The sequence below is a fragment of the Streptomyces humidus genome (genome assembly GCF_014649655.1).
GTDB classification, from domain to species: Bacteria; Actinomycetota; Actinomycetes; order Streptomycetales; family Streptomycetaceae; genus Streptomyces; species Streptomyces humidus.
This window is the reverse complement of record NZ_BMTL01000002.1, coordinates 225,859-241,637: the sequence shown is the minus strand read 5'-3', so window position 1 is coordinate 241,637 and position 15,779 is coordinate 225,859. Positions and strand designations below refer to the sequence as shown.

General features: G+C 69.9%; 10 protein-coding genes. 5 read left to right on the top strand and 5 right to left on the bottom strand.

Annotated elements, in window-relative coordinates; all coding sequences use genetic code 11:
* Window positions 1-5: 5 nt before the first annotated feature.
* The 4 genes from IE239_RS02845 to IE239_RS02830 form a co-directional block, all read right to left on the bottom strand.
* Entirely contained in the window at window positions 6-2,855 is a 2,850-nt protein-coding gene (locus IE239_RS02845; RefSeq protein WP_190147612.1) for a sensor histidine kinase, read from the bottom strand.
* A gap of 60 nt (window positions 2,856-2,915) precedes the next feature.
* Window positions 2,916-3,929 carry a substrate-binding domain-containing protein gene (locus tag IE239_RS02840; protein WP_190147611.1) on the bottom strand — a complete coding sequence of 338 codons (1,014 nt, stop codon included), beginning with the start codon at window positions 3,927-3,929 and terminating at the stop codon, window positions 2,916-2,918.
* A 761-nt stretch (window positions 3,930-4,690) separates the two neighbouring features.
* Entirely contained in the window at window positions 4,691-5,152 is a 462-nt protein-coding gene (locus tag IE239_RS02835; protein WP_190147610.1) for a DUF6114 domain-containing protein, read from the bottom strand.
* Window positions 5,152-5,817: a DUF6230 family protein gene (locus IE239_RS02830; RefSeq protein WP_190147735.1), complete on the bottom strand. Its 666-nt coding sequence runs from the start codon at window positions 5,815-5,817 to the stop codon at window positions 5,152-5,154. The genes IE239_RS02835 and IE239_RS02830 overlap by 1 nt, the downstream gene beginning before the upstream one ends.
* Before the next feature lie 675 nt (window positions 5,818-6,492).
* On the opposite strand from IE239_RS02830, the gene IE239_RS02825 reads away from it, so the two are divergent.
* A complete protein-coding gene (locus IE239_RS02825; RefSeq protein WP_190147609.1) occupies window positions 6,493-7,134 on the top strand; it encodes a Tat pathway signal sequence domain protein in 642 nt (213 codons plus the stop codon).
* Window positions 7,135-7,318: 184 nt separating this feature from the next.
* Here the strand turns inward: IE239_RS02825 and IE239_RS02820 are convergent, their stop codons facing one another.
* Window positions 7,319-8,266, bottom strand: a complete 948-nt coding sequence (locus tag IE239_RS02820) for a lytic polysaccharide monooxygenase auxiliary activity family 9 protein (protein ID WP_190147608.1) — start codon at window positions 8,264-8,266, stop codon at window positions 7,319-7,321.
* A gap of 390 nt (window positions 8,267-8,656) precedes the next feature.
* Between IE239_RS02820 and IE239_RS02815 the strand changes: the two genes are divergently transcribed.
* The 4 genes from IE239_RS02815 (at window position 8,657) to cyc2 (ending at window position 15,724) form a co-directional block, all read left to right on the top strand.
* Window positions 8,657-10,480 (top strand): S8 family peptidase, encoded by a 1,824-nt coding sequence (locus IE239_RS02815; protein ID WP_190147607.1) that lies wholly within the window; start codon window positions 8,657-8,659, stop codon window positions 10,478-10,480.
* A 668-nt stretch (window positions 10,481-11,148) separates the two neighbouring features.
* A complete protein-coding gene (locus IE239_RS02810) occupies window positions 11,149-11,802 on the top strand; it encodes a ScbR family autoregulator-binding transcription factor (protein ID WP_190147606.1) in 654 nt (217 codons plus the stop codon).
* 244 nt (window positions 11,803-12,046) lie between these two features.
* A complete protein-coding gene (locus tag IE239_RS02805; protein ID WP_190147605.1) occupies window positions 12,047-13,390 on the top strand; it encodes a damage-control phosphatase ARMT1 family protein in 1,344 nt (447 codons plus the stop codon).
* A 126-nt stretch (window positions 13,391-13,516) separates the two neighbouring features.
* Window positions 13,517-15,724 (top strand): germacradienol/geosmin synthase Cyc2, encoded by a 2,208-nt coding sequence (cyc2, locus tag IE239_RS02800; RefSeq protein WP_190147604.1) that lies wholly within the window; start codon window positions 13,517-13,519, stop codon window positions 15,722-15,724.
* The last annotated feature ends 55 nt before the right edge of the window (window positions 15,725-15,779 follow it).

The window sequence follows — 15,779 nt, the reverse complement described above, 5'->3', positions numbered from 1 at the left end:
GTCCTTCATGAGCGGTCGGCGGGCGGGGTCGAGGTCTGGAAGGTGCCTGTCGCGGTGACAGGCGGGCCGGCGTCCTGCGCGACCGCCGTCTCCCGCGGGCCGGAGTGCGGCTCGTCGGCGTCCGCGTCGACGAGGGCCTGCCGGGTGCCGCGTTGGAAACCCGCGAGAGAGGAGGCCGCGCGCTCGGCGGTGAAATCATCGGGGAAACCGCTTTCCTCGGCGTTTCCCGTGCCCGCGGCGGATGCGACGTCGTCGCGCAGCTCGGAGGCGAGGCTGGTCTGCGGTATCCGGCGGGGAAGCGGGCGGAGCCCACCAGGCCGGACGGCCCTTTCCGCGACCGGGACCGCCGAGCGCCCGCTCACCCGCCCGACGGCACGAACCGGGACGCCCGCTTCTTCGGCGCCGGCGGTGCTGTCGGGGCTGGAGGTGTCGTCGGATGTGTCGGTCCCGTCGCCTCTGTTCCCCGGGTCTCTCGCTTCCGTGGCATCCGGTTGGTCGGCCACGGAGGGGTCGGACGCCTGGGACGAAGTCCTCTCGGATGCGGAGCCCCTGGACGTGGAGTCTGCGGACGAGGACCCCCGGGACGCGTCCGTCCGGGACGGGGACGCCCCGGACGTGTCGGTGCCGGGCGCGGCAGCCGTCGACAGGTCCTTCCCCTGCGCCTCCTCTTGCTCCCGCTCCCGCTCTGGCACGCCGTCAGCGCCGGTCCCGCCCGGCCCCTCGCCGGCGGGGGCAGCTCGCGTCGCTCCGGCGTCCTTGCGTGCATCGACGCCTGGCTTCTGCGCCGTGCCGTCCGCACCCGCGTCCCCCGGCTGGTCCGCCGGCTCCCGTCCCCGGGTCGTCAGGTCTGTCTGCGCGCGCGGGGACCCTGCGGTTGCCGGGCTGCCGGGCTGCTCGTCCGCCGGGGACCGGTCGCCGGGCGCGTCGAGGACCACGATGTCGTGCGGGACCAGCACGATCGCGGTGGTTCCCCCGTACGGCGAGGACCGCAGGGTCACGGCGATGCCGTGCCGGGTGGCGAGCCGGGCGATCACGAACATCCCGAGCCGCAGGTCGTCGGCGAGCGCCACCACGTCGAACTTCGGAGGGACCGCCAACTGCTCGTTGAACGAGGCGTAGTCGTCCTCGGGCATCCCGAGCCCGCGGTCCTCCACCTCGATCGCCAGTCCCTTGGCCACCATCGTCGCCCGGACCCCGACCGGGGACGGCGCGGGTGAGTAGGAGGTCGCGTTGTCGATGAGTTCGGCCAGCAGATGGATCACGTCCGCCACGGCGGGCGGCGCGATGTACACGTCCTCCTCGGTGTGCACCTCCACCCGCCGGTACTCGGCCACCTCTCCGACGGCACTGCGCAGGATGTCGATCAGTGCGACCGGATCCGTCCAGCTGCGCCCCGGCCGGCCGCCGCTGATGATGACGAGGTTCTCCTCGTAGCGACGCAACTGGCTTGCTGTGGAGTCGAGTTCGTACAGACCCTTCAGGACGTCGGGGTCCTGGTGCCGGCGCTCCAGCGCATCGAGCTTGCTGAGCTGGAGGTTGACCAGGTTCTGGCTCTGCCGGGCGATGCCCAGGATGACCTTCTGGAAACCGCGCCGGGTGTCGGCGAGTTCCACCGCGGTGTGCACGGCGGTGCGCTGCGCGGTGTTGAACGCCGCGGCCACCTGGCCGAGTTCGTCGTTCCCGTAGTCCAGCGGCGGGGTCTCCGCGTCCACGTCGACGGTCTCTCCCCGGTCCAGCCGGGCCACCACGTCCGGAAGCCGCTCGTGCGCCAGACCGAGCGTTGCCATCCGCAGCCCGTGCAGCCGCCGCGACAGCGAACGGGTGATCCGCCAGGACATGCCGATGCACACCAGCAGGGCGAGGAGACCGCCGGCGCTCAGTGAGGCGGCCTTGATCAGCAGTCCGCGGGAGTTGTCCGCGCTGTGCTGCAGAAGGGTCGTGGTCTGTCGCCGGATCAGCTTCGCGTACTGGTCGGAGACGTCGATGAGCGCGGCGCGCCAGACCTTCTGCACGTCCGGCAACACGATGTCACCGCTTTCACCTTGTTTCGCGCGAGCGGCGAGCACCTTGTTCTCTATGGCCTCCAGGGTCTGCCACTGGTAGCTCGTCAGGATCTGCTCGGTTTCCTCTTTCGCGTCACCGGTGAGCGAAGGGACGATCTGGTCCTGCACCAACCAGCGGCGGCTGTTCACCAGCTGCGTGAACTCTGCCCAGGTCTTCTCGTCCATCCGCCCCCTGGGGCCGGCCAGGGTGAGCTGCAGGTCCTCCTCGGAGACCAGCTCGGCCGCGTGCTCCAGTGCCACGAGCGGCCCGGCCTGCGAGGTGAGGTCGCCGTCGTCGACCTGGGACAGTTCCTGGAAGGCGTGGATCTGGTCGTCGATGATGGACGTGTACTGGTCCAGGGCCTGCGCGGCGGTGATGTCGACGGGGTCGTCCACCTGGCCACGGTAGTACTCGAGGCTGCTGACGGAAGCGACGACCGAGTAAAGCCGGTCGCGGACGCGGGCGGGCGCCTTCTGGATGTCGTCCGCCCGGGTGACCAGCTTGGCGACCGCTTCGTCCGTCCTCTCGCGTTGGGCCTCCAGGGCGGTCCGGGAGGCGCCGGGTCCGGATGCCAGCCACACGGCCGACAGGCTGCGCTCCCGTTGCAGCGTGAGCGTCGCCTCGGTTCCCATGGCGCCGGTGGACCGGCTCAGTTCCGTCTGCGTGCGCAGCCTGAGCCCCTCGGTGAACATCTGGGTCGTCGTCACACCCCACATGGCGGTGAGGGTGATGCCGGGCACCAGCGCCAGCAGGATGAGGGACAGACGTATGGAGCCGAGACGGCGGCGCCGGGCGCCTGACTGTGGAGACATGGCCGTCCTTGGAGCGATCAACGAGGGGAGTGGAGCGGAAGAGGTGGGAGAACTGCCTGGTCAGCGGGTCCCGGCGGTGGCGTAGCGGGCGACCTGGGCGATGTTGGCCCGGGTGACGAAGGCGGGACCGGTCAGCACGGGGGACACGCCGCCCCCGCTGACGTTGCCGTTGGTCCGGTGCAGCCACAGTCCGTCCACGGCCAGGTACCCCTGCAGATAGGGCTGTTGGTCCACGGCGAACTGCACTCGGCCGTCGCGGACGGCCGCAACCAGGTCCTTGTTGAGGTCGAAGGTGGCCACCTCGGCCTTGCTGCCCGCCTCGTCGGCCGCCTTCACGGCCGCCAGCGCGAACTGGGCCCCGTTGGTGATGACTTCGTCGATGCCGGGATCCTGCCGGAGGCGTGTCGTCACGGCGGCGGTCATCGCGTCCATGTCCGTTCCGTCGACGTAGAGCATGTCCGTCTCGCCGGTGAACGTCTTCTTCACGCCCGCGCAGCGCGCTTCCAGGGCGACGTTGCCCCGCTCGTGGATGACGCACAGGGCGTGCTTGGCGTCGAGGCCGTCGAGCTTGGTGCCGACGGCGCGGCCCGCGACGCTCTCGTCCTGGCCGAAATATTCCAGGAGCCCGGCCGAACGCCAGGCATCGATACCGGAGTTGATACCGACCACGGGTATGCCGGCCGCCGTGGCCGCGGCCACCGGAGCCCTCATGGCCTGCGGTTTGGCCAGGGTCACCGCGATGCCGTCGACCTTGTCGCGGATCGCGTCCCGTACCAGCTCGGCCTGTCGCGCACCGTCGGAGTCGCTGGCATAGGTCAGATCGACGCCGTCCTTGGCCGCCGCCGTCTCGGCGCCCTTGCGCACCAGCTCCCAGAAGGCGTCGTCCTCGGCTCCGTGGGTGATCATGGCGATCTTGATGCGGCCGGCCGAACCGCCCGCCCTGTCCGTGGCCGAGGCGGACGAGGTGGCGCCGGAGCAGCCGGTGAGCAGCAGACTGCACGCCGTGGCCAGGGCGGCGAGGCGCGGCGATCTGAGTGTTGCGGAAGATCGGGAAACGGGGACGGAAGTGTTCATGAGGGCTGCACCTCGCTGTGCGGCAGAGCAGAAGGACGGGGCGAGCGGCGCCGATGCGAGGGGTGGGCACCGGCGGGAGACATGCGTTGGCTCGGAGCCAACCGTGTGTGACCGCCGCCAGTCAAGTGAGCAACCACCGGGGGTGAGGTGCCGGTGCCGCATTGTGATCCAGTACGTCTGTGGTACGGACCAGCACGGCTGAAGACCCAGATCGATTGACTTGTCGTCAATGCGTTGCCCACGCGTCATGCATACGACCGAGCGTGCTCAGAAACCGGCGGCTCGGGACCGGGCGGCTCAGGCTCGGGCAGGCCCGGGAGCGGTCACGCCCACGGAGGGGGATCGGCCATGGAGGGGGATCGGCGAGGGGGATGGCCCAGTGCTGGGACTGCTCGTGGAGTGCGGCAGGGTGCATGGTGCAAGCGGGTGCGGGTGCGGGTGCGGCAAAGGTCTTGGGCAAGGGCCCCGGGCACCGAGGTGATCACCAGACCGGCGGGGCCGGAGACGGCCCGCTGTGTACGAGCCGCCCGGCCCCACCGGTGAGCTGACGTGCGGCCGTCCATCATGACCGCGAGTCGGATGCATACTGCATCTGCTTCTGTTCTTCTCTGTTCTGCTTCCGTCTTTTCTGTTCTGCTTCCGCTCCGGGTCCTGCCGTGGCCGGTCCGTGCAGGGCGGTGCGGGCCTTTGCGGGCCCGTTCCGGTCCCTCGCGTTACGAGAACGGTTGTGAAACCCGGAGAGCGGACGCGGAGATCCCGGCTCAGGCCGGCTTGCCCGCCTCGGGCAGGTGGCCGCCCTTGTGGACTGTCTCGATCGTCCGCCGGGTCTGCTTCTCCGTGCGCCGTCGGCGACGGCTCTGGCGCGGTTCCTGGTCGGGAACCCAGCCGAAGGCCAGGGAACTGCCGACGGCGCCCATCAGGAGGCCGACGACGAAGCCGCCGATGTTGGAGGTGAGCCAGGTGCCCAGGGAGAGCATGATCGAGATGATCGAGTAGAAAAGCCGCTGGGTCGGGTTGAACAGGATCAGCAGGCCGCAGACCACCATCAGGGTGGGCAGGAGGTAACCTGCCAGCCCTTGCATGCCGACGTGCAGGATGACCGGAAGCGGTGCCTTCATGGTCACCAGGATCTCGGCGCCGCCCAGCGCGAGCAGCACGCCGCCTGCGAAGGGCCGCTGGCCTCTCCACCCGCGGAAGCGGTCCCGCCACTGGGTGAAGGTCATTACTTGCAGCCCTCGCTCGAGAAGCTCATCTTCAGCCCGGGGAGCTTGAAGACGGCGGCGGTGGCCGCGTAGTTGTGCTGGTACAGGTTCTTGATGACCACCGTGTCGGCCTGCTGGCCGTAGACGCCTGCGGGGCCCTGGATCGGGACCTTGTCGAAGGTGCTGGAGTCGCGGCCGATCTCGATGTTGCTGAACTCGGCGTCGCCGGTGATCTGGTCGGAGTCGATGGCCAGGTTCTTCACGCTCACCGGGGTGTTCCCGCCGCCGGCCTTGAGGACGAGCTGGATGCCTCCGAGGTCGACGCTCTGGCACATGTTGGTGATCTTGCCGTTCTTCACGACCGAGGTGACGACCAGGACCTGGCCGCCGGTGTCGCCCTCGTTGGGGCTGTCCTTGATCATGTTGTCCAGGCCGCCGAACTGCGCGAAACCCTCGCCGTCGAGCCGGTCGGCGGTGACCACGAACGGCATGCCGGAGATCGCGAACTGCACGCCCAGGGCGCCCTGGGCGGTGAGGACCGCGAGCCCTGCGGCGACGAAGGTGGCGGGCACCGCCATGACGGCGGCCCGGCGCAGCCGGACCCGGCCGCGTCTCTCGGTGGAACCGCTTTCGGGGTTCTCAGGGGTGTTGTCGACGGACGACGTGACGTCCGGGGACGAGGCCATGTCTGCTCCCATGCGCTAAGTCATGCAGGTTGGGCTTCAGCGGCACGTTGCCCTGGCGCGGACAGCGGCTGCCGCGCACGTCTCCTTGTGACTCCCGGAAGCCGCAAGGGCTTTCACGTTACGCAGCAGTAGCCATTGAGGAAGTTACCGATGGTTACATCGTGCGGTCAAGGGAGATGTGGAAAAAGAGTGTTCATTATGTGCCACCTGCAAGCCGCGAGTCGGGCCCACCCCTCGTACATGTCTGTCGATCCATCAAGTTTGTTTCTGTCTATTGACGTTGACTGAACATCAGGTCTACAACTCTCCTGGCCCAGCCCGGATCCGTGGCGCCGGATCCGCAGCGCGGCGACAAGCTCCGCGCTCCCGGACGTTTTCAGCCAGTACGGGCCCTCAGTCCGGGCTCGATCCCTTCACGGCACCGGCGAGGCCGCTTCCCCCTGCGGCCTCGACCGGTCGCCCTTCCCGCCCGGCCCGGCCGGAGCACTCACCAGTGCCTCCGGCCGGTCACCGGTCGGCTGCCGTTGCCGGTCCGTCACGTACGGAGAAGGCGTCGCGGGCCGGCAGCGGTGGACGCCGAACGCGTCCCCCCATGTTGCTCCCATGCAACGCGCCGGTTCCCCCTTGTGCCAACCAACTCCCCCTGAAACCCCCCTTTGAGAAAGAGGCACCCGCATGCGCTCCCACTACCGCTCCCTCCTCGCCGTTGCCGGTTCTGTCGCCGCCCTCTCCCTCGCAGCCGTCACCCCGGCCTCCGCCGCCGGCGCGGTCCTGACGACCGCCAACGGCGATGTCGCCGTCGGTGACGTCCTCAACGCGTCCCTGGCCAGCGGCACGACCGCCACGCTGTACTCCAGCGCGACCGGCACCAGCGGTGTCTCCTGCGCCTCGTCCGCCTTCAGCGCCACCGTCACCGACAACCCCGCCGCGCCCGGCACCGCCACCGAGTCGCTCACCGCGCACTCATTCGGCAGCTGCACCGCCAACGTGCTCGGCGTGCTCGGCGTCACCAGCGTCACGGTCAACAACCTGCCGTACACCACCAGCGTGGGGTCGGACGGCTCCGTGACCGTGACCCCGGCGGCCGGCTCCACCGTCCAGACGACGGTCGTGCTGCGCACCCTGCTCGGCAGCATCAACTGCGTCTACCAGGCCCCGAGCCTGACGGGCGTCGCGAGCAACGCCGACAACAGCATCACCTTCACCAGCCAGCACTTCACCAAGACGTCCGGCTCGTCGCTCTGCTTCGCCAACGGCTACTTCACCGCGAAGTACGCCCCGGTGACCGACGCGGGCGCGACCGTCACCGTCAACTGATCACCACAGAGCAAGCCTGATCCAGGCAAGCCTGATCCAGCAACGACTGATTCGAGCGCGAGTGTTCCGAGCACGGCCGGCCCAGGTGTGGCCGGTCCGTGCACGGGCGCCTCATCCGGGTGCGCGGACAACTGACGTCCGTGCACCCGGAGTTCTGTGTGCCGCCGCCTCGCTCATCCGGGACTCAGCGACGGCGGAGCCGCAGGGCGAGGGCGGTCCCGCCGGTGAGGGCCAGCAGCGCCGCGGCGCCGCCCGCCAGCATCGGTGCCGACGGCCCGGAGTCGGCCACGGTTTCGGACGCCACAGGGGTGCTCCCGGCAGCGGGCGTCACAGCCTGCGCCGACGCGGAGCCCGAGAACGCCGACGGGGAAGGACCGGCGGACGCAGGCTGTGGCGTCTCGCTCCCCGACGTCGTGGGCGTGGCCGAGACAGATGCTTCGCTCGCCGGCGTGCTGGGCGGTCTGTTCCCCGGCTTGCTGCCCGGGACCGAGGTCGAGAACACCACGTCCGAGCACGAGTAATAGGTGTCGGGTGTGCTGCTGTTCTGCCAGATCGTGTACAGCATCTGACGCCCTGTCCGGTCCGAGGGCAGCTTGGCCGTGAAGCGGTAGGCACCGTTCTTCAGCTCCGGATCCTTGACCTCGGCGAACGGCCGCTCCGGCAGATCGGACCAAGTAAGCGGTTTCGACGGGTCGTACCCGGGCTTCGTGAGATACAGCTTGAAGGTGCCGGTGTGCGGGATCGTCGAGGCGTAGGTCATGCGCAGTGTCGAGCCCGGCGACAGCCTGGTCGACGGCCAGTCGGCGCGGGCCAGGTCGAGCCCCTTGTAGGCGGCCAGGCCACCGCTGCACAACTGCCCGTCCGGGACGGTCTGCCGGTCGCGGCCGTTCACGTTCGCCACCCGCAGGTTGTCCCAGGCCGCGAAGGAGGCGCCGTTCGCGTCGACGGCGGCCCGGCAGGCCGCCGTCCGGGCGGCCGCGCCGCCCTCGGGGGAGCAGGCGTACACCCGGCTGACCGGACCCGTCGGGGCGCCGTGCGCCTGCGCCGGTCCGGCGGCCCACAGGCCCAGCAGAAGCGGGCTCACGGCGGCGGACGCCAGAACTGCGGTGCGGTGTGCGGTCATGCGGGGCATCGGGGACGTCTCCTCGGCCGGCGCGGGAACGGTCTGCCGTGAGTACGGGAATCCGGCGCGGCGCGTTCAGCGCCTCTCCGTGCGCCTGCGAACACCGCGCACGCGGGCCGGCCGGCCCCGTGGTCGTCCGGCGACCGATCGCGCGTGCCGAGGGTGGGTTCCCGGCCGGATCGAGGGTTTCCCCCGTATCCGCATGACTGATCCTTTGCCTATCGTTCCTGCACAGCCGACCCACAGGTGACCCCGACCGGGCCGGCCCCGCGCCTGACCCGCGCGTCGCGCTGCTCTTCGAGCATTTCCGCCGCTTCGTTGCACCCCCCGCCGCTTCGACGCCGAAGCGAATCGACCGCCGCTCCGCCCTGACCGGAGCCGGCCACGAAAGGCACCCCCTTGCGCATCTCACCTGCCACGAGACGGAAGCTGATATCCGTCGCCGCGGTCTCCGCCGCCCTCCTCGCCGCCGCCTCGACGACCTCGGCCGCCGCCCGGGAATCCGTTGCCCAGGGCGTCGCCGTCCCCGCCGCCCCCGCGGCGCAGACCGAGGCCGCGCCCGGAATCCCGGCCGAGCGTCTCATCGTGGGCTACAAGTCCGGTGCGGCCGAGGCCACTTCGAATCCGGCTGCCGAGGCGGACGCCGCCGCCAAGGGCAAGGAAGCCGGCGAGCACGTCGACTTCCAGCGCCGCCTCGGCACCGGCGCCGCCCTGGTGGACCTGGGCGACGCCCTCACGCGGGCGGACGTCGCCGACGTGGTCGACCGGTACCGGGCCGACCCGCAGGTCGCCTACGTTGTTCCTGACCGGCTGAACAAGCCCAAGGCCGATCCCGACGACACCGAGTACGCCAAGCAGTGGGACCTCTTCGAGTCCACCGCGGGGATGAACGTACCGCCCGCCTGGGCGACTTCGACCGGCGCAGGCGTCACCGTCGCGGTGATCGACACCGGTTACGCAACGCACTCCGACCTCGCCGCGAACATCGTCGCCGGCTACGACTTCATCGCCGACACGGCGGTCTCCGCCGACGGAGACGGCCGCGACGCCAACCCGGCCGACCCGGGCGACTACTACGCCGCCAACGAGTGCGGCTCCGGCATCCCGGCCAGCAACTCCTCCTGGCACGGCACCCACGTCGCGGGCACCATCGCCGCCGTCACGAACAACGGCAAGGGCGTCGCCGGCATCGCCTACGGTGCGAAGATCTCGCCGCTCCGTGTGCTCGGCAAGTGCGGCGGCTACGACTCCGACATCATCGACGCCATCACCTGGGCTTCCGGTGGAACGGTTTCCGGTGTTCCCGCCAACGCCAACGTCGCCAAGGTCGTCAACATGAGCCTCGGTGGCGACGGGGCGTGCACCTCGGCGACACAGAGCGCGATCACGGCTGCCGTGAACCGCGGCACGACTGTCGTCGTGGCGGCCGGCAATGACAACGACAACGTCGCGAACCACTCGCCGGGCAACTGCAACAACGTGATCTCGGTCGGGGCCACCAACCGCACCGGGGCCAAGGCGTCCTACTCCAACTTCGGCTCCATGGTGGACATCTCCGCCCCCGGTGGCCAGACCAGCACCGGTACCGCCAACGGCATCCTGTCCACGCTGAACTCCGGGGCGAGGACGCCGTCGAGCGAGTCGTACGCCTACTACCAGGGCACCAGCATGGCCACCCCGCACATCGCGGGCCTGGTCGCGCTGATGAAGTCGGCGAACGCCTCGCTGACGCCGGCGCAGATCGAGACGGCGATCAAGAGCAACGCCCGTCCCCTGCCGGGCGCCTGCTCCGGCGGTTGCGGCGCGGGTCTCGCGGACGCGGCCAGGACGGTGCAGGCGGTGAGCGGCTCCGGAGGCTCCGGCGGCTCCACGGGGGGTGCCACCTACTCCAGCACGACCGTCCTCGCGATCCCGGACAACGGGTCCGCCGTCGAGTCCCCGATCACCGTCGACGGTCGTACGGGCAACGCCCCGACCGCCCTCCAGGTCGGCGTCGACATCACCCACACCTACCGCGGTGACCTGGTCGTCGACCTCGTCGCGCCCGACGGGACCGTCTACCGCCTGAAGGCGGCGAGCAGCTCGGACTCGGCGGATGACGTCAGGACCACCTACTCGGTGAACGCCTCCGCCGAGACCGCCAACGGCACCTGGAAGCTGCGCGTGCAGGACACGGCAGCTCAGGACACGGGAAAGCTCAACGGCTGGAAGCTGATGTTCTGACCAACTTCCTGACCAACTTTCTGACCGGCCGACTGATCGAGCGTTTCTGAGCGCCTTTCGGCTTCTGAGCGCCTTTCGGCTTCTGAGCGAGCCGTTGCGATGGTCGGGTCACGATGAACGGGCGGGCCGGCCGGTGTGGATGGACACCGGCCGGCCCGCCTCACGTCCGCGACAGTTGCCGAAACCGTTGCCGCAACAGCTGTCTCCGCAACCGGCATCGCAACCGCAACTGCTACTTCAACTGCAGCAGTTACCGCCACCCGCTGCCGCGACTGTCTTCGCGACCGTTGCGGGCAAGCGTTGTCGCACCAGTTTCTACGAACGGCTGCCGATCGACCGGTAACTGACGGCCCATTCCGTTACATGCGGGATCTCGGCGGCGTTGACACGTGTCACCTGACCGCAGCGCAACCCCACACTCTGGTAACCGTTCTAGAAACCGCGCATCCCGTCTCTTTCGATGGCCGTTCGGACTGTGCCACTGGTACGTTTCCTGTTGGAGGCGGGCTACCGAGAGAGCCTTCCTCTGCGGGCAAGTCCGGTCATCGCCGCAGGAGTAGACGATCTCCGGGACCTGGTCGCCATTGCCGCACAGTGAGACAGTGTCTACGTGGGGTAAGAAAAAACGGCATGACCCGTTCTTTACCGGCCCGGGAGAGTATCAGCCGATGGCGAGGCAGTTACGCGCCGAACAGACCCGCACGACGATCATCACGGCCGCCGCCGACCTGTTCGACCGGCGCGGCTATGAGTCGACAAGTCTCAGTGACATCGTCGCGCACGCCCACGTCACCAAGGGTGCCCTGTACTTCCACTTCGCGGCGAAGGAGGACCTGGCGCACGCCATCATGGAGCTGCAGTCCCAGGCCGCCCGCCGGGTCGCCGGCGAGATCGACGACCGTGGTTACGCGTCCCTCGAAGCCCTGATGCGTCTGACGTTCGGCCTGACCAGACTGTCGGTCGAGGGTCCGATCGCCCGCGCCGGCCTGCGGCTCGCCACCGGGGGAGTGACGGTCCGACCACCCCTGCCGCACCCTTTCGCGGAGTTGCTGGACCTGATCTCCCGACGGCTCGGCGGTGCGGTCAAGGAGTCCGACATCCACCAGGACGTCGACGTGGACGCCGTGGCCCACTCCCTGGTCTGCTTCTTCGTCGGCACCCGTGTCGTCGGCCGGTCCCGCGAGCCGGCTGTCCGGCTGCCCCGCAGGATGTCCGAGATGTGGTACGTCCTCGTCCGCGGGCTGGTTCCGGTGCCGCGCCGCCCGCGCTATCTGACCCTCGCCACGCGACTGGAACGGGAGATCATGGCCGCGGTGGTCTGAGAGCCGCCGCGTCGAGTCGGGGGAACCCCGTCACGCGGCACGACGGTCGCGTCGCACGGCGGAGCCGCGGGATCGCCGGATCAGCAGGATCGCTCGGACCAGCCGGATCAGCCGGATCAGCCGGATCGGTGGGAGCCCGCAGACCCCGCTGTTCCGGCCGCCTTTCCGCTAGGCCCACTCCGTCCGGCTGCGCCCGTGATCACGACCTGCGATCCCTCCGTACCCGCGCGATACCGTGACCCGCATGCGTCGCATCACCGCACCGCCCGTGATCCTCGGCAACGAACCCGGTTCGTTCCCCCACAGCGTGCTGGCCGAAAGGCATCCGGCGATCATCCGGCAGGTGCGGGACGCCTTTCCCTATGGGCCGGAGGCCCATCGCGCGCTGGACGCGTTGGCGGAGTCCTGCGCCGAGGGCGTCATCGAACCGTTGCCCGACGGCGCGCACGACCGGCACAGCTGGCAGGACTGGGGGCTCGACGCCTGGGTCGGCCGTTCCTGGTTCGACGTGCCCTGGCTGTGGTCGGAGAGCTACTTCTACCGTCGGCTTCTCGACGCGGTCGGATACTTCGGTCCGGGGCCGTGGGCGGGGATCGACCCGTTCCGTCCCTTCAAGCTCGCCGAACTCGACGCGGCCGAGACCGACCGGGAACTGACGGCGCTCGACTCCCTCGCGGACCGGCCGGTCGGGGAGCGGGCCCGGGCTCTTCTGCACGGCTCCTTGTGGGGCAACCGGGCCGACCTGGGCTTCCGGTTGTCCGACGGTGAGGCCGAGGGGCGCGCCGCCGTGCCGGGGCTGGTGGCTGACGACAGCGAGGCGCTGTGGACCCTGCCGGCGCTCGCGACCGCGGGCGCCGGTGCGGACACAGGTGCGGGAGGTCGCACGAGGGCAGGCGCAGGCTCAGGTGCAGGCACAAGCGATCGGGCGGACGAGTACACGAAGGCGGACGCGAAGGCGGACGCGGGCCAGGATGAGAAGCGGGACCGGGGCGTGAGTGTGGGTGCGTCCTCGGGTACGAGTCTGTGTCTCGTCGCCGACAACGCCGGCCGCGAACTGATTCCCGACCTCCTCCTGGCGGCCCATCTCCTCGACCATGGGCAGTGCGACCGGGTCGTCCTGCACGTCAAGCCCTACCCGTACTACGTCTCCGACGCGACGACGGCCGACGTCGTCGACGCGTTGCGGAAGCTGACGGGTGCGGGAGGAGCGGCCGCCGAACAGGGCCGGCGCCTCTGGGCGGCCATGGCCGACGGCGTCCTGACGGTCCGCGCCCATCCGTTCTCCGCCGCGCCCCTGCCGTACGCGCGGATGCCGGACGACCTGCGGGCCGAGTTCGCGGCGGCGGCCCTGACGATCGTGAAGGGCGACCTCAACTACCGTCGCCTCGTGGGCGACAGCAGGTGGGACCCGACCACCCCCTTCGCCGACGTCACCGCGTACTTCCCGGGTCCGGTCGTGGCGCTCCGCACGTTGAAGTCCGACGTGATCACCGGGCTGGACGCCGCCACGGAGGCCGCGTTGGCAGCCGCCGAAGGGCAACGCTGGCGGACCGGCGGAACGCATGCGCTGATCCAACTGCGGGAGTGACTCCGCAATGCGCCGAGGAGCACGCCGACTGCCGTACCGTTCATCGCTTTCCGCCCGGTTCACGCGATGGTGTGATCATGTGCGGTCCCGCGGATGACGGTGAGAACCGCCGGGTAGGGCCCGGCCATGACGCAACCGTTCGAACTCCCGCAGTTCTACATGCCGCACCCCGCGCGGCTGAACCCGCACGTCGAGCAGGCGCGGGCCCATTCCACCCGGTGGGCGCGCGACATGGGCATGCTGGAGGGGTCCGGGATCTGGGAGCAGTCCGATCTGGAGGCCCACGACTACGGACTGCTCTGCGCCTACACCCACCCCGACTGCGACGGCACCGCGCTGTCGCTGATCACCGACTGGTACGTGTGGGTGTTCTTCTTCGACGACCACTTCCTCGACATGTTCAAGCGCACCCCGGACCGCGCCGCCGGCAAGGCCCACCTGGACCGGCTGCCGCTGTTCATGCCGCTGGACCCGGCGACGCCCGTGCCCGAGCCGCGCAACCCGGTGGAAGCGGGCCTGGGGGACCTGTGGACGCGCACCGTACCGGCCATGTCCGAGGGCTGGCGGCGCCGTTTCGCCGTGGCTACGGAGCACCTGCTCAACGAGTCGATGTGGGAGCTGTCCAACATCGACGAGGGGCGGATCGCCAATCCCGTCGAGTACATCGAGATGCGCCGCAAGGTGGGCGGCGCGCCGTGGTCGGCGGGGCTGGTGGAGTACGCGACCGCCGAGGTGCCGGCCGCCGTCGCCGGGTCGAGGCCGCTCAGGGTGCTGATGGAGACCTTCTCGGACGCCGTGCACCTGCGCAACGACCTGTTCTCCTATCAGCGCGAGGTCGAGGACGAGGGCGAGAACAGCAACGGCGTGCTCGTTCTGGAGAAGTTCTTCGGCTGCACCACACAGGAGGCCGCCGACACCGTCAACGACATCCTCACCTCCCGGCTCCACCAGTTCGAGCACACCGCGTTCACCGAGGTGCCCGCGGTGGCCCTGGAGAAGGGGCTCAGGCCTGACGAGGCGGCAGCCGTGGCCGCCTACGCCAAGGGCTTGCAGGACTGGCAGTCCGGCGGCCACGAGTGGCACATGCGCTCCAGCCGCTACATGAACAAGGGCGCGGCCGCCGGGGCGCCCTGGCAGAAGCCGACCGGCCTCGGCACCTCCGCCGCCGACATCGGCGCGTTGCTCGCCTCGGCCGCCGCGGAACGCCTGCGCGCGTACGCGCACGTGCCGTTCCAGAAGGTCGGCCCGTCGCTGCTGCCCGACTTCCACATGCCCTTCCAGGTGGAGCTGAGCCCGCACCTGGAGGCGTGCCGCCCGCGCCTGACGGCGTGGTCGCACCGCGTGGGCATCCTGGAGGAGGGCGTCTGGGACGAGGACAAACTGGCCGCCTACGACCTCCCGCTGTGCTCGGCCGGCCTCGACCCGGACGCCACCCCCGAGGCCCTCGACCTCAGCGCCCAGTGGCTCGCCTGGGGCACCTACGGCGACGACTACTACCCCCTCGTCTTCGGCGGCCGCCGCGACCTCGCTGCCGCCCGCCTGACCACGGCCCGGCTGTCGGCCTGCATGCCCGTGGACGGCGAGGAAGCGCCCGTCGTCCCCGTCGACGCCATGGAGCGCGGCCTGATCGACCTGTGGTCACGCACCACCGCCGCCATGAGCCCCGACCAACGCCGCACCCTGCGCGACGCGGTCGACGCGATGACCGAGAGCTGGGTGTGGGAGCTGTCCAACCAGCTCCAGAACCGCGTTCCCGACCCGATCGACTACCTGGAGATGCGCCGTGCCACCTTCGGGTCCGACCTCACCCTGAGCATGTGCCGCATGGGCCAGGGCCCCGCGATCCCGCCGGAGGTCTACCGCAGCGGCGTCGTCCGCGCGCTGGAGAACGCGGCCGTGGACTACGCGTGTCTCACCAACGACGTCTTCTCATACCAGAAGGAGATCGAGTACGAGGGGGAGATGCACAACGCGATCCTCGTCGTGCAGAACTTCTTCGGCTGCGACTACCCGGCGGCGCTCGGCATCGTCCACGATCTGATGACCCAGCGCATGCAGCAGTTCGAGCATGTGGTGGCGCACGAACTGCCCGTTCTGTACGACGACTTCGACCTCTCGCCCGAGGCACGCGAGGCGATGGGGCTCTACGTCGCCGACCTGCAGAACTGGCTGGCGGGCATTCTGCAATGGCACCGGGAGGTGGACCGCTACAAGTCCGGCTACCTGGCCCGTCGCACCCACGGCTTCCTGCCGGACCTCGCGTCGCCGGGCCCCGTCCCGTACCCGGCCTCCGTCCCCTACCCGGGCCGCTTCCCGTACCCCTCGCTCTCCTGACGTCCCGCACCGGCCGCCGCCGCCGGAGGACAGGTGACCGGGTCGACGGCGACGG